General features: G+C 43.8%; 24 protein-coding genes and 2 pseudogenes. 17 read left to right on the plus strand and 9 right to left on the minus strand.

Features of this window, described 5'->3' with window-relative positions:
• The 12 genes from HMPREF0671_RS12600 to tnpB all read left to right on the plus strand — a co-directional run.
• The coding region (locus HMPREF0671_RS12600) for an acyltransferase (RefSeq protein WP_036899681.1) at positions 1 to 341 on the plus strand (341 nt) is incomplete at its 5' end.
• A gap of 13 nt (positions 342 to 354) precedes the next feature.
• Entirely contained in the window at positions 355 to 639 is a 285-nt protein-coding gene (locus HMPREF0671_RS08900) for a hypothetical protein (RefSeq protein ID WP_036899683.1), read from the plus strand.
• Between the two features lie 29 nt (positions 640 to 668).
• Positions 669 to 1,709 (plus strand): glycosyltransferase family 4 protein, encoded by a 1,041-nt coding sequence (locus HMPREF0671_RS08905; RefSeq protein WP_036899685.1) that lies wholly within the window; start codon positions 669 to 671, stop codon positions 1,707 to 1,709.
• A gap of 1 nt (position 1,710) precedes the next feature.
• Positions 1,711 to 2,730: a CapA family protein gene (locus HMPREF0671_RS08910; protein WP_036899687.1), complete on the plus strand. Its 1,020-nt coding sequence runs from the start codon at positions 1,711 to 1,713 to the stop codon at positions 2,728 to 2,730.
• A gap of 14 nt (positions 2,731 to 2,744) precedes the next feature.
• A complete protein-coding gene (locus tag HMPREF0671_RS08915; protein ID WP_232223186.1) occupies positions 2,745 to 3,695 on the plus strand; it encodes an ATP-grasp fold amidoligase family protein in 951 nt (316 codons plus the stop codon).
• 73 nt (positions 3,696 to 3,768) lie between these two features.
• Positions 3,769 to 4,563 carry a glycosyltransferase family 2 protein gene (locus HMPREF0671_RS08920; protein WP_231725636.1) on the plus strand — a complete coding sequence of 265 codons (795 nt, stop codon included), beginning with the start codon at positions 3,769 to 3,771 and terminating at the stop codon, positions 4,561 to 4,563.
• An 86-nt stretch (positions 4,564 to 4,649) separates the two neighbouring features.
• The gene (locus tag HMPREF0671_RS08925; protein WP_198025899.1) at positions 4,650 to 5,018 is read left to right on the plus strand and encodes a nucleotidyltransferase family protein; all 369 of its coding nucleotides are present in this window, start codon (positions 4,650 to 4,652) and stop codon (positions 5,016 to 5,018) included.
• 447 nt (positions 5,019 to 5,465) lie between these two features.
• Positions 5,466 to 5,669, plus strand: a complete 204-nt coding sequence (locus HMPREF0671_RS12300; RefSeq protein WP_156958399.1) for a hypothetical protein — start codon at positions 5,466 to 5,468, stop codon at positions 5,667 to 5,669.
• Between the two features lie 25 nt (positions 5,670 to 5,694).
• A complete protein-coding gene (locus tag HMPREF0671_RS08940; RefSeq protein ID WP_036899692.1) occupies positions 5,695 to 6,984 on the plus strand; it encodes a DegT/DnrJ/EryC1/StrS aminotransferase family protein in 1,290 nt (429 codons plus the stop codon).
• A 62-nt stretch (positions 6,985 to 7,046) separates the two neighbouring features.
• Positions 7,047 to 7,640 carry a sugar transferase gene (locus tag HMPREF0671_RS08945; protein WP_036899694.1) on the plus strand — a complete coding sequence of 198 codons (594 nt, stop codon included), beginning with the start codon at positions 7,047 to 7,049 and terminating at the stop codon, positions 7,638 to 7,640.
• Positions 7,641 to 7,851: 211 nt separating this feature from the next.
• Positions 7,852 to 9,312, plus strand: coding sequence for a potassium/proton antiporter (locus HMPREF0671_RS08950; RefSeq protein ID WP_198025900.1), 1,461 nt, complete (start codon positions 7,852 to 7,854; stop codon positions 9,310 to 9,312).
• Between the two features lie 76 nt (positions 9,313 to 9,388).
• Positions 9,389 to 9,685, plus strand: a complete 297-nt coding sequence (gene tnpB, locus HMPREF0671_RS12065) for an IS66 family insertion sequence element accessory protein TnpB (RefSeq protein ID WP_232223187.1) — start codon at positions 9,389 to 9,391, stop codon at positions 9,683 to 9,685.
• Positions 9,686 to 9,784: 99 nt separating this feature from the next.
• Here the strand turns inward: tnpB and HMPREF0671_RS08960 are convergent, their stop codons facing one another.
• Positions 9,785 to 10,036: a type B 50S ribosomal protein L31 gene (locus HMPREF0671_RS08960; protein ID WP_036899698.1), complete on the minus strand. Its 252-nt coding sequence runs from the start codon at positions 10,034 to 10,036 to the stop codon at positions 9,785 to 9,787.
• Between the two features lie 171 nt (positions 10,037 to 10,207).
• Between HMPREF0671_RS08960 and HMPREF0671_RS08965 the strand changes: the two genes are divergently transcribed.
• Both HMPREF0671_RS08965 and udk read left to right on the plus strand, forming a co-directional pair.
• Entirely contained in the window at positions 10,208 to 10,783 is a 576-nt protein-coding gene (locus HMPREF0671_RS08965) for a uracil-DNA glycosylase family protein (protein ID WP_036899700.1), read from the plus strand.
• A complete protein-coding gene (gene udk / locus HMPREF0671_RS08970) occupies positions 10,780 to 11,415 on the plus strand; it encodes a uridine kinase (RefSeq protein WP_036899702.1) in 636 nt (211 codons plus the stop codon). The genes HMPREF0671_RS08965 and udk overlap by 4 nt, the downstream gene beginning before the upstream one ends.
• An 88-nt stretch (positions 11,416 to 11,503) precedes the next feature.
• On the opposite strand, the gene HMPREF0671_RS08975 is transcribed toward udk, so the two are convergent.
• From HMPREF0671_RS08975 to HMPREF0671_RS08990, 4 genes are all read right to left on the minus strand, one after another.
• Complete coding sequence (locus HMPREF0671_RS08975; RefSeq protein WP_036899704.1) at positions 11,504 to 12,535, minus strand: hypothetical protein; 1,032 nt, start codon at positions 12,533 to 12,535, stop codon at positions 11,504 to 11,506.
• A gap of 33 nt (positions 12,536 to 12,568) precedes the next feature.
• Positions 12,569 to 14,647: a TonB-dependent receptor gene (locus HMPREF0671_RS08980; RefSeq protein WP_369793987.1), complete on the minus strand. Its 2,079-nt coding sequence runs from the start codon at positions 14,645 to 14,647 to the stop codon at positions 12,569 to 12,571.
• A 178-nt stretch (positions 14,648 to 14,825) separates the two neighbouring features.
• Entirely contained in the window at positions 14,826 to 15,149 is a 324-nt protein-coding gene (locus HMPREF0671_RS08985) for a hypothetical protein (RefSeq protein WP_052052964.1), read from the minus strand.
• 154 nt (positions 15,150 to 15,303) lie between these two features.
• Complete coding sequence (locus HMPREF0671_RS08990) at positions 15,304 to 15,951, minus strand: HdeD family acid-resistance protein (protein WP_036899709.1); 648 nt, start codon at positions 15,949 to 15,951, stop codon at positions 15,304 to 15,306.
• 336 nt (positions 15,952 to 16,287) lie between these two features.
• Here HMPREF0671_RS08990 and HMPREF0671_RS08995 point away from each other — a divergent pair, with 336 nt between their 5' ends.
• Both HMPREF0671_RS08995 and HMPREF0671_RS09000 read left to right on the plus strand, forming a co-directional pair.
• Complete coding sequence (locus tag HMPREF0671_RS08995) at positions 16,288 to 17,877, plus strand: capsule assembly Wzi family protein (RefSeq protein ID WP_036899711.1); 1,590 nt, start codon at positions 16,288 to 16,290, stop codon at positions 17,875 to 17,877.
• A gap of 1 nt (position 17,878) precedes the next feature.
• Positions 17,879 to 18,322: a lipocalin-like domain-containing protein gene (locus tag HMPREF0671_RS09000; protein WP_036899713.1), complete on the plus strand. Its 444-nt coding sequence runs from the start codon at positions 17,879 to 17,881 to the stop codon at positions 18,320 to 18,322.
• A gap of 4 nt (positions 18,323 to 18,326) precedes the next feature.
• Here HMPREF0671_RS09000 and HMPREF0671_RS09005 read toward each other — a convergent pair whose 3' ends face one another.
• The 4 genes and pseudogenes from HMPREF0671_RS09005 to HMPREF0671_RS09020 form a co-directional block, all read right to left on the minus strand.
• Positions 18,327 to 18,983 carry a sugar transferase gene (locus HMPREF0671_RS09005; RefSeq protein ID WP_036899716.1) on the minus strand — a complete coding sequence of 219 codons (657 nt, stop codon included), beginning with the start codon at positions 18,981 to 18,983 and terminating at the stop codon, positions 18,327 to 18,329.
• A 141-nt stretch (positions 18,984 to 19,124) separates the two neighbouring features.
• Positions 19,125 to 20,018 (minus strand): annotated as a pseudogene (locus tag HMPREF0671_RS09010) (polysaccharide biosynthesis/export family protein); the annotation flags it as partial.
• Between the two features lie 313 nt (positions 20,019 to 20,331).
• Complete coding sequence (locus HMPREF0671_RS09015; RefSeq protein WP_036899718.1) at positions 20,332 to 22,950, minus strand: C10 family peptidase; 2,619 nt, start codon at positions 22,948 to 22,950, stop codon at positions 20,332 to 20,334.
• A 4-nt stretch (positions 22,951 to 22,954) separates the two neighbouring features.
• Positions 22,955 to 23,815, minus strand: a complete 861-nt coding sequence (locus tag HMPREF0671_RS09020) for an urea transporter (protein WP_232223188.1) — start codon at positions 23,813 to 23,815, stop codon at positions 22,955 to 22,957.
• Positions 23,816 to 24,121: 306 nt separating this feature from the next.
• On the opposite strand from HMPREF0671_RS09020, the pseudogene HMPREF0671_RS12305 reads away from it, so the two are divergent.
• Positions 24,122 to 24,292: pseudogene (locus tag HMPREF0671_RS12305) on the plus strand (alanine dehydrogenase); the annotation flags it as partial.
• Positions 24,293 to 24,370: the final 78 nt, after the last annotated feature.

Consider the following 24,370-nt stretch of genomic DNA (forward strand, 5'->3'; position numbering starts at 1 on the left):
CCCGTTTTGCAACCGGAGGGGGGATTTCAATAGGTTCTGGTAGCGGACTTGGTGTCAATTGCTCAGTGCATGGACCTCTCAAAATAGGTGACAATGTTATGATGGGACCTGACGTTACCATTCTTACTCATACCCATAATATAGAGCGGACTGATATTCCGATGGGACAGCAAGGAATGAGAGTAGCAGAAGTCGTCATTGGAAATGATGTTTGGATAGGAATGAGAGTTGTCATCATGCCTGGTGTCAAAGTAGGCAATGGAGTGGTTATTGGAGCAGGAGCTGTAGTTACTAAGGATGTACCAGATTTTGCAATTGTTGGAGGTGTGCCGGCCGAATAATAAAGTATAGAAAATGAAAAAGATTTTAGTGTTAGGATATTTTGGCTATCTGACAAATCAGTTGGATGGTCAAACTGTAAAGACACGAGACGTATATCGTTTAGCTAAAGAACAATTGACCGATTGTGATGTTGAATATTTCGACACACAATCATTGCAGAAAAGCAAACTTCTATTGTTCAAGATGTTCTTCAAAGTTATGTGTTGCAAAACATTATTCTATCTACCGGCACACAACAACTTGAAGGTGTTACTTGCATTATCAAGCATAGGGATTGGGCAACGGAAGATTATGTAAATAACATTGTAGAATAAAGATTAAGAATAATGAAAAAAGTGCTTGTGGTCGGGGCGTTTGGTTATGAAAATAATCAACTTGATGGTCAAACTATAAAAACAAGGAATGTATATGCCCTTCTTAAAAAGAAACATAATGGTAAACATTCATATATTGATACTTTATCATTAAGGACGAAGCCATGGTTAGGATTTTTAATGTTGTATAAACTTGTAACTTGCAACACATTGGTAATTCTACCTTGTTTGAATAATCTTACTATTTTATTCCCCATTTTTTTCTATATGTCTAAGATATTCAGATTCAATATCATTAGTATATGTATAGGAGGTTGGCAAATAGAGTATTTTCTAGGGAGTGAAAAATTTGGATGTCATTATAAGCAAATGATTATGAGCAAAAAAATTAAGGCTTTTCTTCCTGAGATGATAAGAGTAAACCATGATTTAATAAATCAGTGCGGTTTTACTAACACCGAAGTCTTTCCGAATTTCCGTGAGTTTAATAGAAATTCTCAAATAATTACTAATGAGAGTGGATTGAGATTGGTATTTATGGCTCGTGTAAATAAAATGAAAGGTTATGATGTAATATTTGACTCTCTTAAATTCATTAGAGATAATTGTCCTAATAGTAGCGTTGTTTTCTATGGAGGCATTGCACCTGAAGACAAAGATGATTTCTTAGACAAGGTGGAATCTAACAAAGATATAGTTTCTTATAAAGGATTATTGGCTCCAGAAATGGTTCATGAAACATTAAAGAATTATGATGTGATGCTTCTACCAACAAAATTTTACACTGAGGGATTTCCAGGTAGTATTTTGGATGCTTACATATCAGGAATTCCTGTTATTGTTACAGAATGGAAACATTCGCATGAATTTGTCTCAGATGGAAATACTGGCATTATTGTGCCCTTTGAAAATAATCAAGAAGATTTTAATAATGCTATATTAAATCTTTATAAAGATAGACACAAACTTAATCTTATGAAAAAAGCTGCATACAATGAAGCAAATAAATACTCAGAGGACGCAGCTTGGAATGTTATAAAAAAATATCTATAATATGTTAGTATTCACAGGAGATATTAATCTAACCGATTGGTATTTTAATGCAGGCTTTGGAATTGGTACTAGAATAGCTAATGGCTTTGACCCTTTCCGTAAAATAAATAGAAAAGCAGGGGATATTTGGATTGGTAACTTCGAAGGAGTGGCATCTAGCGTGACAGATAAGACAGGCTTTGCGGGAGAGGTGTTTCGGGTTCAGCCAAAGGTTTTACAAAAACTTAATCACTTTGACGTGTATGGTTTTGCCAATAACCATGCAATGCAGCATGGCAAAGAGGCATACCAGCAGACATTTGAGGCGATATGCGGTTATGGTTCAAAATGCTTTGGAGCTAATAAACAAAGATCTGTTATAGTGAAACATCAAAGAAGAACGGTGTCGTTTACGGGTATGTGTCTTCGCATTGATGATTTTACGGATGAACCTTCATATTGGTATAATCCAGAATATAAGGAAATAGAAAAAGAACTGAAGTTATTGCCAATGGATGCATTCAAAGTGCTCTATATTCATTGGGGGAACGAGTACATAAACCGTCCTTCGTCTGCACAAAAGAAGTTTGCACATTGGTTGATTGATGCTGGTTTTGATTTAATCATTGGTATGCATCCTCATGTACTTCAAGGGTATGAGGAATATAATGGTAAATACATATTTTATTCACTTGGAAACTTTGTTTTTGAGATGGCTTGGGGACCTACAAAAATAGGCGCAATAGTAAAGTTTGACCTTGACACAAAACAACCAAGTGTAGAATATATACATATCGAGAATGACTGCACTCCTGTTGTTGTAGATGAATCAAGGATACCTACAGAATGGCGATTTGACTACTTAAATGAAGTTATTAAGAAAGAGGATAACTCAGAACAATATCATGCAGAAATAAGCAGGAATTATGCAGCTTACAGAAAAGCCAATCACAGATATATTATCAATAATATGATTAAACATCCTACATTGGGAAACTGTCTGTTAAAGGACTTTATAAAAAGAAGATTTTTGAAAAAATAAAAAAATAATATAGTATGGCATTTCATCCAACATTAAGCAAATCAGGCAGAATTATGTTCTGGCCTTTGATTAAGTTTACAGAGTTTATGGGTAATCATTTTCCTGAGACTTTGTTGAAAATCCGTTATCGCTATGTGTTCAAGAAACCGCTTAACCTTAAGAACCCTCAGACTTTGAATGAGAAAATACTGTGGGCAAAGCTTTATTCTGACACTACAAGATGGACAGAATTGGCTGATAAGCGAACGGTGCGTGACTATGTGGAGAAAATAGGTCTTGGTGACACATTAGTGAAGCTCTATGCCACTTGGTATAATAAAGAGGAAGTGAACTTTGATGTGCTACCTGATACTTTTATCATTAAGGCAAACAATGGTGACGGCAAGGGAACAAACAAGATTATACGCAAGGCGGACCTTACTCTGGAGAAAAAGGCTGAGTATATTGAAATGATAGGTGAGTGGCTGAGTCGTAAGAATATTGGTGCACTTCATGCAGAACCTCATTACAAGAACATGAGGCCTTGTGTCATAGCAGAAGAGGTATTGCCTTTTGAAAAAGGAGCTACATCCTTGATTGATTATAAGATGTGGTGTTTTAATGGTAAGTGTTATTATACGTTTGTTTGCAATGAGAGAAATGCAGATGGTAATAGTGCCCATGTGATGACCTACGACATGGGCTGGAATGCACATCCTGAATTCTCTGTTTTTAATTCGGACTATCTTAGAGGTGACATCATTCCTAAGCCTAAGAACTTCGATAAAATGGTGGAGATTGCGGAAAAGTTGTCAAAGGGTTTCCCCGAACTTCGTGTTGACCTATACAACATAAACGGAAAAATATACTTTGGCGAATTGACCTTCACTTCGCAGGGTGGCTTCATGGATTATTTTACTCCAGAATTCAACAAGATACTTGGTGAGAATTTCAGCATAAAGGATTTCCCTCTGAAAAAGAAGTAAGTAATGATATATCCGTCCGCACAAGTGGTCGCAGATATAGCGGTATGGAGCGATACCATCGGACGGAACAAATATGAAAATTAATAATGTTATGCAAAACTACGGATTGGTATCAATTATTATGCCGACATGGAATTGCGCTGGATTTATCAGTGAATCAATTCAAAGTGTGTTGGCGCAGACATACAAGAACTGGGAACTTCTTATTCAAGACGATTGCTCTAAGGACAATACGTTGGAGGTTGTTAAGCCTTTTATGGAGGCTGACAAACGTATTAAGTATGAATGTAATCCAGAGAACTCTGGGGCTGCAATAACCCGAAACAATGCTTTGCGTAGGGCAAAGGGTAGGTGGATTGCTTTCCTTGACTCGGATGACTTGTGGTTGCCTGAGAAATTGGAGCATCAACTGAAGTTTATGGTGGAGAATGGTTACGCTTTCTCTTATCATGAATATACTGAGATGAGTGAGGATGGCAAGGACTTGGGTGTGTATGTTTCGGGAATTAAGAAGGTGAGCAAGTTGGCGATGTTTATGTGCTGCTGGCCTGGCTGTTTGGCTGTGATGTACGACCGAGAACGGGTAGGACTGGTGCAGATAAAGGATGTCAGAAAGAATAATGATACTGCTCTTTGGCTAAAGGTGGTGAGAAAAGCTCCTTGCTATTTGCTGAAGGAGAACTTGGCAAGGTATCGCCGTCGTAAAGTAAGCATCACGCCTAAGCCTTTGTGGAAACGCATTTGGGCGCATTATCCACTGTTTCATGTGGCAGAAGAGATGAATTCATTGATGGCTACATTCTGGACATTGATGAATGTTGTGGGTAATGGATGGAAGAAAATGTGGTATGTGAAGAAGAATGTGTGATGTCGCATAAGGTATATATGACAGAACAGAGATTTTTATCACTCTTGCATTATGGCATATCCCCAAAGCATAACGACGCAGCTTCTTTGTCTTCTTTATCGGATGAAGATTGGCGTGGTTGTATGCAACAAGCTGGACAGCAATCGGTTCTTGGATTATGCTTAGATGCTCTTGATAAATTAAAATCTAATGGAGCTATGCCACCACGAAATGTATTGATAAAGTGGATTGGCAGTGTGGTGACGTTAGAGAAAGAGTATGAACGTCAGAAGGTGTTCATAAAAGAACTTGCTTCCTTCTTCTCTAAACATGGCTTGAAGATGGTGGTGATGAAGGGATATGGATTGTCGAAGTTATATCATATTCCTAAACATCGAGGGAATTGCGATTTGGATGTTTACTTCTGTGGCAAAGGGCAGTATGCTGACGAACTGATAAAAGGGGAAGGGCATTGAGGTAAAACAGAATGAGGAGAAGCATAGTGTATATAGCATTAATGGTATTCACGTAGAGAACCATGCTTCTATGATTTGTGAGCAAGAACACCTCTCGCTATTGAAGGTGGAAGAGTTCTTAAAGGATGACCTTGATAATAATCTGCAGCTTGATGAAGAAACAGGTTGTTGGTTGCCTTCTACAATGTTTAATGTGTTTTTTTACCCTTACATTTTGCTGGACATTTTGTTTATGGTGGAGCTAATCTAAGGCAAATAGTTGACTATGCTTTGGTGGTAAGGAATGCGAATCTTAACACTGATACTAATCAGATAGATTGGGAGAAGGTTAAGGCATTGGTAATTGAAGGTGGTTATTTCAAATTCTTATGTTGTTTAAATGGAATCTGTATAGATTTTATTGGAGTATCAACTGATTGTTTTCCTGGTTGGAAAAGAGACAAAGCAATGGAAGAACGATTATTGAATGAAGTATTAAGTCCCAAACAAACAGATGCTCACTCTTTGTTTGGCAAAATACGAAGATTTCTCAACAATCGTTGGAAATACCAATTAGTATACAGTAAAGAGAAACACTTAATAGGATTCATTTTAAGAGCTCGTTCTTGGCTGAACTGGAAGTGGGGCAAGAAGAGTGTATGGAAAAACTAAAATTTTAATCATCAATATATATATTATGACAATGAAATTGCGTAATGTGCCTTTCTCTCCGCCTGATATGACGGAGGCAGAGGCTACAGAAGTGCGTGATGCCATTTTGTCTGGTTGGATTACAACCGGACCGCGCACAAAGAAGTTAGAGAAAGAAGTTGCTGAGTTTGTTGGCGTTGATAAGGCTGTATGCCTTAATTCGCAGACGGCTTGCGGTGAGATGGCTCTGAGACTGTTGGGTATTGGCGAGGGTGATGAGGTAATTGTCCCAGCTTATACCTATACAGCAAGTGCTTCTATTGTAGAACATGTGGGAGCAACACTCGTGTTTGTAGATGTTCAGAAGGATTGCCTGGAGATGGACTGCGAGGCTGTAGAGAAGGCTATCACTCCTAATACTAAGGCGATTATTCCTGTTGACTTGGCTGGTATTCCTTGCGACTACGACAGGCTGTTTGCTATAGTTGAAAGCAAGAAGAATATCTTTACTCCTAAGACCGACTTGCAGAAGATGATTGGCCGTGTGGCAATTTGCTGCGATGCTGCCCATGCTTTTGGTGCATCACGTAAGGGAAAGATGGTGGGAGCAATTGCCGACTTCTCTTCTTTCTCGTTCCATGCTGTGAAGAACTTTACTACTGCTGAGGGTGGTGCTTTGTCGTGGAATCTGCCTTTCGGTAATGAGAAGGTGGTGAAGGACTTGGATAAGAACGTGGATAATACGTTCAGCGGTGTGCCTGAGATTGAGGGTGAGACATGGAATGAGAATCTTTACCGCAAGACTCAGCTCTTGAGCTTGCATGGTCAGAACAAAGATGCATTAGCTAAGACTAAGCTCGGCGCTTGGGAGTATGACATCATCGGCACTTGGTATAAGTGTAACATGACGGATGTTGTGGCTGCTATAGGACTTGTGCAGATGCAGCGTTACAAGGGTATGCTGGAGCGTAGACGCAAGATGATTGAGCGTTATGATGAGGCTTTGAAACCGTTGAACGTTGCTGTGCTGAATCATTATGACGAGGAGCATACGTCTTCTGGACACTTGTACCTGGTGCGTCTGTTGGGCAGGACTCGTGAGGAGACAAACAAGGTGATAGAGATGATGGCGGAGGGTGGCATTGCTACCAACGTTCACTATAAACCGCTGCCTATGATGACTGCCTATAAGAAGTTGGGCTTCGACATCGGGGATTTCCCTAATGCTTACCACATGTTTGAGAATGAAATCACTCTGCCGTTGAACACTAAGATGACGGACGAGGATTTGGAATATGTAATTGAAAATTTTGTGGATATCGTTTCTAATATGTAAAACCAATAAAGGCTTGGATATGTAAACAGTTTTATCTTCAAGCCTTTTTGTTCTTGATTTTTATGAAGAGGTTATTTGATATTGTTGCATCAGGATGTGGCTTAGTGGTGTTAAGTCCATTGTTCCTGATTCTTGCCATTTGGATAAAGTTTGATTCTAAAGGTCCTGTCTTTTATCGTCAGGTACGCGTAGGACGTGGAAACAAGGATTTCAGAATATTCAAGTTCCGTTCAATGCGTGTAGGAGCAGACAAAGGTTCATTAGTGACTATTGGTGGTCGTGACCCCCGTGTGACACGTTCGGGATATTACATTCGCAAGTATAAGTTTGATGAACTCCCCCAACTTATAAACGTATTTATTGGAGATATGAGTTTGGTTGGTCCTCGTCCTGAGGTGCGTCACTATGTGAACTACTGGACACCCGAACAGATGCACGTATTGGATGTTCGTCCTGGTATCACAGATCCTACAAGTATCAAGTTCCGCAACGAGAACGAACTGATGGAGAAGGCTGAAGATCCTGAGGATTACTATATCCATGTGATTATGCAGGAGAAGATAAAGCTATACTTAGAATATGTTAAGAACAGCTCGTTCTGGTATGATATAAAACTTATTTTCCAAACATTCAAGGTTATTGTCACAGAACGATGAGAAGATTACTGTATGCTGTTTGGCAATTCTGCAAATATTTGTTTGTGCCAAGAAAGGCGCATCACCTACCAAATGTCCATTACTAAAACACGAGAGGTTTCAGCCTACCAAATGTCCATTACGCCTAAATTTGTCCATGAGAATCAGTAGAACCATTTACAGATTCTAATAACCATACAGTAAATTACATCACTCACTATTAAACGAAGTAATGATTACTTTCTCAACAGAAAATATTTTTCTCTTAGGTTCTTTCTTAGTATTAGTCAGCATACTTATCAGTAAAACAGGCTATCGCTTCGGCATCCCAACATTGTTGTTATTCTTGTTTACAGGAATGTTTTTTGGCAGTGAGGGGTTGGGTATGGAATTTAATAGCCCACACGACACACAATTCATTGGTATGGTGGCATTGAGTATCATCCTGTTTTCTGGCGGTATGGACACCAAGTTTAAGGAAGTAAAGCCTATCATTGGAATGGGTGTTATCCTATCTACTTTGGGCGTAGTGATGACAACTGTCTTGACAGGAGGGTTTATATTTGCATTATCGCAGTGGGCAGGTATGGATATTCAATTGTCCTTGATTGTATCCATGCTGTTAGCTGCAACCATGTCTTCCACAGATTCGGCTTCTGTGTTTAATCTTTTGCGAACACAAGGAATTGGCTTGAAACACAAATTGCGACCAACGTTGGAATTAGAGAGTGGTAGTAACGATCCTATGGCTTATATGCTGACGATAGCGCTCATCAACGTAGCCCTCTCGGGTGATGATTTTTCTTTTTTAGACCTATCACTTAACATTGGTGAACAGTTTTTATTAGGAGGAGCATTAGGCTACGGTCTTGGTCGTTTAACGGTTTGGTTGATTAATCGAATCAATCTTCCAAACGCAGCACTCTATCCCGTACTTCTTCTAAGTATGGTGTTTATCACCTTTACACTGACCGACTTATTAAACGGCAATGGATATTTAGCAGTTTATATAGCAGGACTTGTTGTGGGCAACTGCCGTTTGTCGTATCGACGAGAGATGTCTACGTTCTTAGATGGACTTACTTGGTTGCTCCAAATCATCCTATTCCTCACCCTTGGATTGCTGGTTAATCCTTCAGAGTTGGTTGACGTAAGCCTCTTCTCCCTCGCCATCGCAGTATTTATGATGCTTGTTGCGCGCCCTGTAAGTGTATTTTTATGCTTACTACCCTATCGCAAAATTCCGTTGAAAGCCAAGACTTTCCTTTCATGGGTTGGTCTTCGAGGTGCTGTCCCCATAATCTTTGCCACATATCCTATCATTAACGGTGTCGAAGGAGCAGACCTCTTGTTTAATATAGTCTTCTTTATCACCCTGCTATCACTTACGATACAAGGTACTACTATCTCATTAGTGGCAAAAAAACTCCAGCTCGACATGCCAGAAGAAAAGAGTGGTAATGAGTTTGGAGTTGAGATTCCAGAGGAATTAGGTTCAAAACTAAAAGAGGTAACTTTAAAAGAGAGCATGCTTGAAAATGGAAACTTATTATCTGAAATGAACATTCCTAAAGGAACGCTTGTCATGATGGTGAAACGTGGAAAAACCATCTTGGTTCCCAATGGTCAATTACCTTTAGAGAAAGGTGACATCTTGTTATGCCTTTCCAGTGCCAACAAGAATCCTGAGTAGATGATTCAAAGTAAGCATCCAACATTAGCCGCCTTTGTGTAGCACTCTTGCTTTACTACCTTTGCCCGAAAAACTTATGTTTGTACTCAACGAAACAAATGTTTTTCGGGTTTGTTGCACTCCTGTGGATATGCGTCAGGGTATTCTTCGCCTGTCCCAATTGGTACGCAGCAATGACTTCAATCCTTCTGATGGTGTTGTCTACGTTTTCTACAATCGATTCCGTAACCGAATCAAATTGCTGCACTGGGAACGCTGTGGTTTTGTCGTCTATCATTGGATGCTTACGCTGCAACGCCTTTTCAGCATTGCTGTATGGATTGTTCAGCGATGCTGCCTCGACTCTGCAACGACCCAAAAGAGCCTCTTTTGACGATCAAGGGAGCAGGTTATACAAAAGAAATGCGGTAGAAAGCATATGCAACTACTTTCTACCGCACTTACGTCGGAATATATACTTTAAAAAGATATATTACTTCTTCAGCTTACCGTAACGGTTCATGAAGCGGTCTACGCGACCTGCTGTGTCGACAAGCTTGCTCTTACCCGTGTAGAATGGGTGTGAAGTGCTAGAGATTTCGACCTTAACCACTGGGTAAGTCTCACCTTCAAACTCTACTGTATCTGTAGCCTTGCATGTAGATTTTGAAAGGAACATATCGCCGTTGGACATATCCTTGAATACGACGGGGCGATAGTTTTCTGGATGAATACCTTTTTTCATTTCGTTTTAATATTATTGTTTGATAATTAATCTTGCTATATGCAATTCGAAGTGCAAAAGTACTAATTATTCCGCAAGCCGCCAAATAATTGTTTTATTATTTCTTTTGGGTTCGTTTTTCATTATGGTAAATTGACCATTTTATGGAAAAAGCAGTATATTTGCACGATAATGCAAGAGATAGAAGTTCATCCTTTCGAACCGTGGTTGCCCTCCGATGCTCGTTTGTTGATGTTGGGTACGTTCCCACCTGCACCGAAACGTTGGTGTATGGAGTTTTATTACCCCAACTTCCTAAATGATATGTGGCGTATCTTCGGCCTCTGTTTTTATGGCGATAAGAATCATTTCGTGCTCCAAGAGCAGAAAACGTTCGACTTGGAAGGTATCAAACAGATGCTTAGAGAGCGACGCGTGGCCCTATTCGATACTGCTTTGCGCATTCGTCGTACCAAGAACAATGCCTCGGATAAGGATTTGGAGATTGTGGAACAAGCCGACTTGGACGGCATGTTGCGCAGTTTGCCCGACTGTCAAGGCGTTTTGGCGGCCGGACAGCTGGCTACCAGCGTGTTCACAAGCCATTATGGCATCACCGAAAAGCCTGCCATGGGGCATTATACCGAGTTTGAATTCGAAGGACGCAAGCTCTGTCTCTATCGCATGCCAAGCAGTTCGCGGGCTTATCCGCTTGCCGTAGAGAAGAAAGCTGCCTATTATCAAACGATGTTTGACGACATACTATGAATCAGAATTTAGATAAAATCACCATTATCGGCATTGCCGGAGGTACGGGTAGCGGCAAGTCTACCGTCGTACGCAAGATCGTTGAGGCCTTACCACCGCACTATGTGGCTGTGGTTCCGCTCGATTCGTATTATAACGATACCACAGAGATGACCGAAGAGGAGCGCCATGCCATCAATTTCGACCATCCCGATGCGTTCGATTGGAAGTTGCTTGTGAAGCACATGAAGGATTTGAGCGAGGGGATAGCTGTGGAACAGCCCACTTATTCTTACTTGAAATGCAATCGATTACCCGAAACCATCCATGTAGAACCGCGTCCAGTGATTATCATTGAGGGTATCATGACGCTGCTCAATAAGAAGTTGCGCGACATGATGGATTTGAAGATATTTGTGGATTGCGACTCTGATGAGCGTCTTATTCGTAACATTCAGCGCGATATAGTGGAGCGTGGGCGCAATGTACAGATGGTTGTAGACCGCTATTTGGAGGTGCTCAAGCCCATGCACGAGCAGTTTATAGAACCCACGAAACGCTATGCTGACCTCATCATACCGCAAGGTGGCGAGAATATTACGGGCATTGGCATCGTTTGTAAATACATCGAAGGACTCGTACCTAAGGAATAAAGAATTCTATTATAAACGAGAACGGCTCGCATGCTATAATGACATGCGAGCCGTTTTTCTGTTTTGTAGGGTTTAACCTTTTGGTCGTTTAGAGCCAAATACCACCTTTACCGTGTCCCGGAGTATAGGTATAATAGTAGTATTCATGCAATGCTTCGGCCCAAGTGATACCGAATGCTTTCATAATGCGATGCAAAGTGGGGTTACTGTCTTCGTCGAAATCAGACTCTTTGAGCTTAGATAAATCAGCATCTTCATCAACATCAACAGACATTTCATTTCTATCCATGTACACGATAAAGGGAACATCAACGTTCACATCCCATGTTCCGGCCTGAATGAGTGAGCCTGATGGCTTGTTGAATGGGCAGAACTTGTTGGTCTTAGGATCGGTCTTGCCTTTGTATCCGTGGTAAAGGCGAATTCTAAGGTCGAACTCTTTGTCGTTTTTCAAGAATCTGATGACTCCCTTAAAGCCCACAGGATTCTCTTTACCAGTGATTTTTGCTGTGCCTTCGTGTTTCGTTCCGTCCCATGGAGTAGTATCGGTGTAGAGGTAATCTACCAATTCAGACTTATCGGCATTGTCTGTTTCAGGCTTTCCATCAACGAAAGACTTTACGTTAACCGGTGTAAAGAAGTGCTGATGGATGCGTGCTTGGTCTTCTGTCATGAACTCTTGGTTGATGAGTTTTCCTGCTGTATTGTAGTATTTGATGAACAACAAGTACACCGGTGCAGGCTGAAACTCTTTGTTAGCTCCATTTTCATTGTAGTACTCTCCATTCTTCATGACGTAGAATTTCTTTGGACTACCCTCAGCCAATTGCCATCCTTTGCCCTCAACATTTTGATATGTGATGGTTTGAATCTTCTTCATGTACTTCGTTTTGTCCGATTCTGTGTTCTGGTGGGGGCCACCTACCTCTTGAATATTCTCCCAAGCGGTGTGCAAGTGACACTCAACGAGCTGTATTTCCATCTTTGCCGGGTCTTCGTGCAGCTTGTTCTTGCGCTCATCTTGAGGATTTTCGGGATCGTTACTACATGCTGTGAAAGCCATGGTTGCGATGATTCCCATGAATAGGAAAGCCGCTGTCTTTAAAAAGTTTCTTTTCATTGTTGTTTGAATTATATAATTAATAATATGTTGTTAGAATATCCATGAGAGCGTACAACGCACGTCTCGTCCCATATCGTGGGCGTAATAGCGTGCGCGGTTGGTGTATTCCTTGTACTCTTTGTTGAATAGATTGTCGGCCGAAATGAATAATTTCAGTCGTTGTTCGTTCTTCATCGTATAGTTAATGCCCACTTCCAAGCCGAACAAACTGTACGATGGGGGAGCGAAACTGATGAGGTCGGACTCCGGATTGAAGCGTCTTTGGCGTGCCACAAAGCGGTGGTTAGCCTCAGCCCAAGCTGATATGCGGCCACTCATGTGAGGCATCCACTTCAAATGATGGTCGAAACGAGTTGACGGAATGCACGGCAAATAGTTGCCGGTGCTGCGTTCATTGGCCCAAATAAAGGATGTCATGGCGTGATAGGTGAGCGTAGGCAGGGGCTGAAAGCGCAAATCTATGTCTACACCACGGAAGAAGGCAGTGGTCTGTCGATATTGAAATACAGGGTAAGCACCCGATATAACGATGATATTTTGGTGGGTCGGAGCATCGTAGATATAGTTGTCTACCCACTGTAGATAGCCGTCTACGCGTGCTTCCATCCAATCGTTGTGGTATTGGAGCGATGTTACCCACTTGTAACTCCGCTCGGAATTCATCGTAGAATCGCCTATTACGAACATTCCCGAACCCAATTCATTGCCGTTACTGTATAGTTCGTAGACGTGAGGAGCACGCCAAGCGAGTCCCATATTAGATGTAATAGACCAGTGATTGTCAATGCGGTAGCGGCCTCCAAGACTGTAAGTGAAGTTGCCAAAGTTACGAGTTCCACCATAAAGACTCCCTGTCCAGTCGTATCCGCTAGCTTTGGTCTGTTGATAATCGAACCGTACTCCGGCCTCGGCATCCCACTGCTTACGACTGTATTTCTGTACTGCGTAGAGGCCAAAGGTTGTCTCTGTGTAGTTCGGAATGATGGGAACGACACCTGTTCCGGCCTGATTGGTATTCTTGATATAAGCCATTTGTGCACCGGCCTCGCTCTTCCAAGCACCGTAAGTCTTGTCCCATCGAAGTTGGTTGAGCAGAGAATGTAGGTGCAGACTTACTGCGGGTATGTTCGAATGGTTCATTCTGCGGATGCGATTCTCTGTACGGTCGTCGTCTTGATAGGCTGTTTGCCAAAAGAAGTTGCCTATCTTGCCGGGTTGATAGTATATCTTCCCGATAGCCGTTTGGTGAATAACTTCCTGCATGGGATAGTCTATGTGGCGTGAAAAGGGATATACATCGACCGGTTGTCCTAGTTCGATGCGTTCTTTCAACAGGTCGATACTACCCATTTGGGCACTCCGCATGACGCCCAACTTCAAATTGTAGCGGCTGTAATAAGCCTCGGTACGCAGTTTGCGCGTTTGATAACCGATGCCGGCAGAGAAGTCCAATTCGCGTGTGCCAGTATTGTTGAGCAGATAGTGAGCTGTCTTTTGGTCACCGCTATTAGCGTAAGTGCCTTGTACACGCCATGCAAACGACGAGAAAGAACCCTCAGCCGTGCCCACAAGAGAGTAACGTTGCCCGTTGCTTCCATACATGGTGGCCATGCGTCCATGCACCTTTTGTTCACCATATGGTAGCTTGTTTTGTTCCATGACGATGATACCACCGAGTGCTTCAGAGCCATATCTCACGGCTTCGGCACCTTTTACCACTTCTATAGTAGTGCTGCTGTTCTTATCGATTTCGGGTGCATGGTCGGCTCCCCATTGTTGTCCGGTCTGCCTAACACCGTTGTTAACGATGAGGATCCGGTTGCCATACATACCGTTGATGACAGGTTTAGCCACTGTGGTACCCGTATGGATAGAGCTGACACCGCTCACTTGTTCCAACATGGAGGCGAGTGAGAGTCCCATCGACTGGTCAATGACACTCTTTGAAAGCTGGGTAGATACGCTATTGACGCTCGTTAGCCGGCGTCGACCAGTCACAACGATTTCGTGAATGTTCTGTTCTTGGTGTATGGAGGTGGTGTCCTTACTATTCTGTACGACCTCGTCTGCCCCGGCCCATGCCTCCTGTGGCATGGCTACAGCAGCCATTACACCAAGAGCAGTCGCGTACATGCGGTACGCAAATGTTCTTCGTTTCATTTGAAATATGTTATACTGAATGTGATGCTACACTGGTTTTCTTGCATTGAAGAAATCATGTGAGCATAGGATTTGACGCATTCCGGCCATAGGGGCGGCATGCGTTAGTCCATAAAATGTGTGATAATTACGCCACGAAAGGGGGCGAATGGCTGTTTATGGCATCAATATGGCGATAAACAGTTTGCTGTACGAAATGGTAAGGAGTCACCACTACATAGCACAAAATAGGCTGGTAAGTGGTCGACTTGGCTACATCTGCTTTGTGTAATACGAAATCGCAGATGTGACAAACAGCGTTGAAAGCTGCCGTTCCTTGCTCTTGATGAGTCTGAGAGAGTGCACTATCGGCACTATCATGGATGTGGAAATCCTTGATACCCAGCACTGCCATGAATGCAACGAGTAGCACCCAAGCATAGATAGTACGTATGTTTCTGCTGTGTCTCATCAATATGCTGCCAGATAAAAATCTGTATGGAGTTAATAACTTATGCTACAAAATTATGCAAGAAATATGGAATGTGCAAATACATAGTCCGTAATTCTTGCATAATCACTCATTTTTAGGTATTATAAGCAACCGTTATAATCCCTTAATAATATCATTGAGCTTCGTTTTGTGTTTCGTCTTCGGTTTTGGTAGCAGTGATGGCCACTTTTTGGGCGGCTTCTGTTGCAGCTTTATACTGCTTGCGGCACCGGTAAATCTTGATAGACTGAATACACTCTGTCGCTCCATAAAGAATCATACACCACCCTATAATAAATAAAGGTGTGGCTGCTGTCTCCATAGGTTTCACCATTACGAAGATGGCTATGAGCATGATGATGGAGGGGAGAAGCCAATAGAAGAATCCGATGCGGGCTATTTTGGTCACACCGGCAAGCACTACGTATTGGCTAATGGCTCCCAATACGAGGATGGCAGCAAGGATGTACATCAGTCCGGTGATGAAGGTGTTAGGCAGGAAGGCTAAGATGACACCTAGAATCAGACTGCCCAAGCCTACCAAAGGAAAGCTGGGGCGGAGTCCTGCAATCTGATTTCCATCGGTATCGAATACTTCCACGTCGCCCGACTTGCGCTTGGAAGCGTAGTAGGCAGCCAATGAAATGATACCCGAAAGGAAGAACAACACGCCGATAGCAATGGTAATCCACGTCACGGTCTGCTCGCGATACTGGATAATGAGCGCACCTACGATGATAGCAGAGATGGCTCTGAAGAATGAACTTTGCAATACTTTCATGCCACAAATATAAAGAAAAAAAGCAGATTGTGGTTCATATTCTTCTAAAAAAGTAGATATTGAAGGCTATTTACGCCATTTCTGAGATGCTGGTATGCTCTTCCTTGCTTTGTTGCAGTGGCGTGGCAGCGCAGTGAGTTTATGAGTTTTTGAGTTCATGAGTTATAGGTTAAAGGCTAACAGTAATATGGACAGATGATTAATGCTACTCGTATTACGCATGTTTTGAGGTAAAATTGATGAGAAACAGAGAACGAGTAAGGGGGTAATATACCGCATTCAACTTTGTATAGTCCCATTATAATAAATGAGAAGTGATGACGTTATAGTGATAATATGAACCGTTTGCAGACAAAACTGTATGTTTGCCTAAGCTTGGTAGCACTGCATGCCATGCCGATGATGGCTCAAGAGTGGGGCGATGAAGCAAAATCATGGAAACCGTTAGAACAATTGGACTATAAGGTAGAGATGCAAGCCTCGTTGTCGAGAGGACATACGCCGTTGTGGCTGAATGCCAATAAATATGGACTCTCGTCGCTCGATAAAGGGAATGGATATTTGCGCATGGGCGTGATGCGTCCATTGAAGACCGATTCTGTGCGTCGTTGGGGGCTGGGTTATGGACTTGATGTGGCTGTACCTTGGCATTATACCAGTCATGTGGTGGTACAACAAGCCTTTGCTGAAGTGCGTTGGCTGCACGGATTGTTGACTATTGGTAGCAAACAAGAGCCCATGCAACTGAAGAATAATACTTTGAGTAGTGGCTCACAGGCGCTAGGTATCAATGCTAGACCGGTGCCACAAGTGCGCTTGTCGTTGCCTGATTATTGGATACTACCTTTTGCTGATGGATGGTTGCGCGTGAAAGGACATATTGCCTACGGTCGTATGACGGATGATGCGTGGCAGCACGACTTTACAGGAAAGCGTTCGCGTTATGCCGACAATGTGCTGTATCACAGCAAGGCGGGCTATCTGATGATAGGAAATCCCGACCGCTTTATGCCTCTGACGTTGGAATTGGGATTGGAGATGGCTGCTACGTTTGGCGGAACATCCCACATGATGCAGGATGATGGGACGTTGGCGACGGTCAAGAATGGTACCGGACTGAAGTCTTTTTGGAAAGCTTTCATTCCGGGAGGGGCTGAGACGGTAGAGCAGGGTACGGTATATCAGAATGCCGAAGGCAACCAACTGGGTTCATGGTTGGTGAGATTGAACTACGATGCTACTAATTGGCGATTCTCATTGTACGCCGATAAATATTTTGAAGACCATTCTTCGATGTTCCAACTCGATTATGACGGTTATGGTACAGGCAAGGAATGGAACGTGAGGAAGAAACATCGCTATCTGCTCTACGACCTACGCGACATATTGTTAGGTGCCGAGTTGGAGTTGAAACGTGGATGGTGGCTGCGTACCATCGTGCTGGAATATCTGAATACACGCTATCAGAGTGGTCCTGTCTATCATGACCATACGCAGTCTATCAGCGACCATATCGGTGGAATAGACAATTATTATAATCATTATGTGTATACCGGTTGGCAGCATTGGGGACAGGTGATGGGCAACGCATTGTTCCTTTCGCCGATATATAATACTGATGGGAAAATCGAGGTGAAAGACAATCGCTTCAGAGCTTTGCACTTAGGGCTTGCCGGTTCGCCCACCGACAACATTGATTATCGCATTCTAGGTACGCTCCAAGAGGGCATGGGTACCTATGCCTATCCCTATACGGCTCACCGATATAATATAAGTGTGTTGGCAGAGGTGGCAGCTAGGTTGCACAACGGTTGGTCAATGAAGGGTGGATATGGCATGGATTTAGGTTCAATTCTAGGCCATAACTACGGTTTTCAACTGACTGTGACGAAGCAAGGAGTGTTTAAGTTTGGAGGGAAAAAATAAGATGAAGAAGTGTTTGTCGATATATGCGCTTACCGGTTTGCTGGTAGGTATGCTCACCTCTTGCGAGGTAGAGATTTCGGGCAATGGAAATTTGGATGGATTTTGGCATCTAGAGCAGGTAGATACATTGTCTACCGGTGGTGTGGCTGACTTGTCCGGGCAATTAATGTTTTGGTCGTTCCAGCATCATTTGATGGCTGTGGTAGACCGGAACAATAAGAATCCAGAGATGGTTTTGCGTTTCTTGCACGACTCAAATCGACTCGTGGTATCAGAACCTTATATCTCTGACCGGGAAACAGGAGATATAAAGGTGACCGATGCCGGCCAACTGGCACCATACGGTATTACGGCTTTGGCCGATACCTTTACTATAGAAAAATTGAAGAGGAGTACGTTTATACTGAAAAATAAGACGTTGAGGTTGACATTGAAGAAATTTTAGAATGCTAAAATTTCTTCCCGATGGCGATATTTAAGAATGTATTGATTAGAATTTTGATGTCAAGCAGCCACGAACGATGTTCCAAATAGTATAAATCAAGTTCGAGTCGGCGCAACATTTTCTCCATACTGTCTGTATAACCATTATATAATGTGGCATACGATGTGACTCCCGGACGAATTTGATAAAGGTAGGTGTAGCGTGGATCGTGTTTGATGATTTGGTTGATATAATACTGTCGTTCGGGGCGTGGTCCCACAAACGACATGTCACCTCTTAATACATTCCACAATTGCGGAAGCTCATCAAGATGGTAAGTACGCAGGAAACGCCCTGTTCGCGTCATCCTTTTGTCTTTTTCATGTTGATAGAGTGAAGGCCCACTCTTCTCTGCATCAAGGCGCATAGACCGGAATTTGTAAATATAGAAAGGTTTTCCGAAACGTCCGAAACGCTCTTGTTTGAAAATCACAGGACCACCGTCGATGCATTTGATGACTATATAGCAAATAAGGAATAAGGGAGAAAAGACAACCATAGAAATGGTTGACACACATATATCTATGAAACGCTTAACAATGCGTTCCATGATAGTCATCCCATCTTTGTACGAGTCGTTCAAAATTCTTATATTTCCAATGATAGCATTTCCCAATATCATGACGTTTACTGTTTTCAATAAAACGACAGAGTCTCTGAATTATTGCAGGGGAATGGGAAAAGTCTTTCGGCACTGGTAATCAGTGTCCGCACGCTATTGATGCTTCCGCCTAGCTGATAGAGGCCGGGGCGGAATACCGAGCCTTTGATTTCCCAACTCGTTGGTACCCCCGGCCATGTACAAGGCATGGAATACGGTGGCGAAAGCCGATAGGGTATAGGTGCCCGGTACTTTCACTTCGCCCATCACGTTTATCATGATGGTCTTGGTTTGTCCTACGGTCAGCTTGACTTTACTGCTACTGTAGCGTGCGCCCAGCGATGAGCGAAGCCGAGCATTGGCTTGAGCTACAGTGAGTCCCGACACTTGTACAGGGCCATAGCCTTCTATCGTTACCTCGCCTTCGGGCGATACTGTGGCATCAATAGTTTTTTGCGAAGCTCCGTAAATATCGATGATGACAGCGTCGCCCGGCCCTAATCGATAGTTTTGTGGCGTCGCTATGTTCATGTTTGGTTCAAATGTCAGGTTCTTCTTATTGAATATATCGCGGCCAAACACCTTTGTTTTCTTTTGTTCAGATGGCCATTCTTCTTCCCATGTCAGACTATCTTCATTTAATGTATCGACACGTTTGGTACGCATATCAGAAGAAATTTGATCTGATATGCTGTACATCTTGTCCTCTTTCTCGCCAAGTTCCTCTTCCGGGAAAGTTTTCTTAGTTCTGTCTTGCTTTACTTTTTCCCCGTTATTGGTGCGCATTCTACTTTCAGCCTCGTTTATTCCTGCTTTCACTTGGGCTTCCATTCCGTTCTTTTTGATGAGTTTTTGATAGCGCTCCCTCACTCGTCTGATTTGCGCAATGTCCACACCGCTCTGCATAAGCTTCGTAACAATCTGTGCTTGCGACTTACCTGCTTGGTATTCACGTGCTGCAATACGCATCACTTGTTCATCGCTCATGGAACTTTGGGCTTGTATGCTCAGCGGCAATATCAAGCTGAATAGAGTGTATATCAGTATTCTTTTCATAGCTGAAGAAATGTTTCGGACAGTGTATAGCTTTCCCTTGGCCAAGCTCTACCCCGCCGAGGTAAAACAGCAGTGCGAAATGCAATCCGCACCTGCGGATGGGGCAAAACACCGCCGTGTACACGCAATAAGGACGTTCAAGGGCTTAGTTGCGGATTTGAGGACCATTAAATTGTTGCAAAGTTAGTGAAAAATATTTTGTTCTTTATAGAGGTGACAGAGAAAAGCTGGATTGGCGTTTGGCATTGATGGGATGCAACCTCGTTGAGTTTGAACAGAATTGACTGGTACTGAAGCAGCATTTTCAACGCTTTTACCTTAGCTTCTTCGTCAAGGTGCTGCCATGAAGAGTTTTCACCCGCACTACAACCACTTGCGTGGCAGGTATGTGCAACCTCACCGTATGTTGTCCGTGGGCATCGGAGGCGGCAATCAGGGCTCCGTTAAGTGCGAACACCTGCACATGCGCCAAGTCCTCACCCTGCACGTCAATCCAGTTACCACCTCTCACCATGCGTAGCGAGCTTTGTGTTGCGTCTATATGAGTAGTTTCGTCAGGATAAACGCTGTGAACACTGTTGATGAACGATAGTTCAAAGGGTGCACAATTCTCGTTCCACAAATCACACTCCCCACCGTCTACCATGCCCATCAACGCCAATCGGTATATACGGTTGTTGATGACGCATAAGTTATCTTTGTTCTTCAACCATCCTGTAACAAATGTTTCATCATCCCCTCCACCTAACAAGTTGTATTGCTTTTGAGCATCGCTGCCCAAAGATATGCGTTGCTGAGTTTGCGTATCAATCAGGCAAAGCGTCAATTTGCCGTTGTAGGTAGCTTGTGGTGCGAGCTTCATGACCACTCCAATCTTGAGCAATGGATTGCCACTGAGGTCTACGTTCGTGGGCGATATGGTAGAACCGCTGTTGTCTTGCACCATGCCTAAGAGTTGTACGAAAAGCTTGTCGCTTGGCTTAGCGGCCTCCACCTGCAACGTAGACGGCTCGTTGCCATGTACCATGCCCACCGTGGCAATGTTTTCGGCATCATATTGCTTGATTACCTCCACCTTCAATTTGTATTTCTTGGGTTGCAGGTTATCGGGCAAGCTCATGTCCACCCTCACCTCGGTCTCGGCAAACATCTCAAAGTCCACCACACCTGCTGTTTGTCCAGTGGCAACCGTATGGTCATCATCGTCCACGAGCGACACCCTCACTGTGCCATCGAACGGTGTACCCGTGAGTTTGCGTATCGTCAGGCACAGCGTAGCCTTGTTGCCGGCAGTACATGGTTTGAGCGTATAGGGATGTGAAGCCAGCGCAAAAGGAGCCTTGCCATCGGGTTTCTCGAATATACGCACATTGTTGCCCTGCACCTGAAAGGCTATGCGTGGTGCCGTTTTCATCTTGCACCATACTCCATAGGTGGCATTATTTTTAATACTGGCGCATACAGCCTGCAAATAATAACGTCCATCGGCAAGGTCTTCAAGATTCATCGTAAACGTGCAAGCATCATCAATCAGCTGTCCCGATTGCAGCACGCCACCGTTATACTTGCCGCGCTCTGCGGTGTATCCGCCATTGTCGTGCCATGCCGATGACACTACTTTTACTTGTTCGCCCTGCTCGTTGTACACTCCCAAGCCAATATCACCGGCAAACGTTCCGTCGGCTTGATTCTTAAAGTGATGATAGCTAACCATCATTGGTTGCCGTTTGTTGGTGGGCATATTTCCAACTACGGTCATGTCGCCTTCCGAGTTGAAACACAAGTTGGGGGCGTCGTCAGCAAGTTCGGCATCAATGGGTGCGCTTCCCGGTTTATTAGGATGCACCAAGACAATCTGCACCTGCTTGTTGAAAGAGAGTGGCTTTCCTCCAAACTCCTGTCCTGTGGTAGCAAGGTTCAGTGCTGTGACGGAGAAGTAGCCGTCGCCACCGCCTCCCCAACCAAAGTTCATGTGAAACAGGTTGTCCTTATCCACACCGTCTACCACCCATGCGTGTCCGCTACCGCCCGACTTCACACTGCCACTGATGTACACAGGGAAGCCGTTTTCTATCTCCTTGCGCAATATCTGGGTGAAAGCAGCTGCACCCTCATCTGACTTGTTGAGCATGGAGGTGGAATAATTGAAATACGTTTTCAGTGCCTTGGCAGCCATGAAGGTTTGTGCACCGCTGGATGTGGGGGTATACTGCATGTTCACCGACACGCCCACATCACGCATGAGCAGCGCCACGGCATCGCAAGCCTCCGCATCGGCAAGTGCCATGCGTGTGTTGTATTTGGGCAACATCTTGCCCCATTGGTATACCGACTCACTGAAATCCACGCTCATCGTACGGTTGTCATAACTCACCTTGTACGAGTAGCTACCCTTTCCCCGCTCAGGCCAGCGGTGATAATACATGATTTGTGCCACCGCCGTAGCCACACATCCCGTGAAGTTGTACCCCGTACGACGACTGTAAGGGTCATCTTGATTCCATGCCGTTGTAAGCAACGGAGCTACCTCCTTTCGGTAAGGGGGTGTAGTGGTAACGGTAGCTCTTGTGCTGGGTTGTCTTTGTATTTGGTGAAAGGCGTCACGATAGGCACTCAGCAGGAATTTAAGTTCCTCACTTGCACGCAACGTGTCGAGCGTTCCTGTGTGCGAGTAACCCAACACTTGTCCCATGTCATCATCGCCTGCCACTACTACGAAACCTCGTCCGTGACGGTCGTTATAAATATAATAAGGTGGTGTACGATGCGAAGCCCTCGTTGCAGGACGTTCCGAAAGGTTCACATTGACATATTTGCGGGCAATGCTTATCGACTTGTCCACTGTTACTATCTTGCCCAAGGTGGGAATGCTCACCGTCGTGGCAAGCACAATGCCCCATAAGGTGGGGCTTAACCATCTTTTAATTTTCATTTTTTTAGTCTTGTTTGGTTTGGACTACGAAAGTATGATACAAAGCCACTAACCACACCGACAACACAAAAGGTGCGGTGAGCGTAACAAACCCCATGTGCAAACCTGCATACTGCATCAGCAACGAGAGTAGCAAGGCTATCAATGCTTTGACGTGAGTACACGAGCCAACGCCAAGAATGTTGGTAACTGCCAAAACCGCAAGTATGGCATTGTAGCCATACATACCGCTGTTCACCGAGGTGGTACTGACAAACGGCACGCTCACCACGGCGAGACACAGTCCGCAGGCGACAAGCGACTCCACGCCCATCTTGCGTGAATTGACACAAATGGCAAGAAAAAACAACAAACCTGTGAGCAGGTTGTTGCCTTGAAGCATGATTTGTCCAAAGCTCAGTGAGGCGGCTCTAATCAGCGAGAAACTTTCCGCAGTACCAGCAGCTGTCGTTGCTGGCAGCTGTAGCTGTGGAAAAACGTGACTCAACAGCAGCATTGCCCAGGTGATGAGTACGAAGGGGGCGGTGAGCGTAGGTACAAACCGTTGCCGCTCGAACAGTCGCGTCACCAGCGCAGACAGCACACATGCCACTACCATGAGCAAAACAGAGGCGGCATGAATGGGCATGAAACAGGGTACAGCAATACCTACCAGCGCAGCGTTGAAGCCATACAAGCCGTTCTGAATATTTTTAGCGTCATATCGAAGGGCAACAGCTGTACATGTGCCGATGGCACTACCAGCCAAAGCAAATATGCACATGAGGAGGGAGTTGCAACCAATACCTGCAAGCATCAGTGCGCCCGACAGCGCATTGCCTTGAAACATGACTTGTCCCACACCACGGAATATACTTTTCATCATCTGCATTGAGTTGTCACTTAAGAAGTGTTTTTGTTCGTTTCAGCGCACAAAATTACGTAAAAGTTACGATATATACGTAAAAGAGAACTAAAAAACGGGAATATAATCCTTAACGACTCTCCTTATTCACGAAATAAGAGTAAAAGTGTACATTATCATCTGTAATCGACCCTCGGTCTAAGGTGTAGATCGAGGGTCGATTACAGATGATAATATGGAGTCAAAGAACCTATTGAGCCGGAATATCCGCTCATCAAGCGCAACCAGTTGGTGTTCACTTATTTCCATTTTGCATGCGATAGGCCATTGACCAATGCCACGTTACGTTATGCACTGGCTTTGGCCGATAAAGGATGGCAACAGGCATGTCGAGATGATGAGGCTTTGTATCGTGGGCTGAATATCGTGAATGGCAAGGTCGTGTTTAAGGCGGTGGCCGATGCCTTTGGTTTGCCTTATGAACCGTTGAAGTTGTAGTGGGATTGAATCGTTAATGAAGCGAAGATAATATATTATGGTAGAGCCGGAGTGTACTCTGTTTTGAGGTAAAAAATA

The sequence above is a fragment of the Prevotella sp. S7 MS 2 genome (genome assembly GCF_000762865.1).
GTDB lineage: Bacteria > Bacteroidota > Bacteroidia > Bacteroidales > Bacteroidaceae > Prevotella.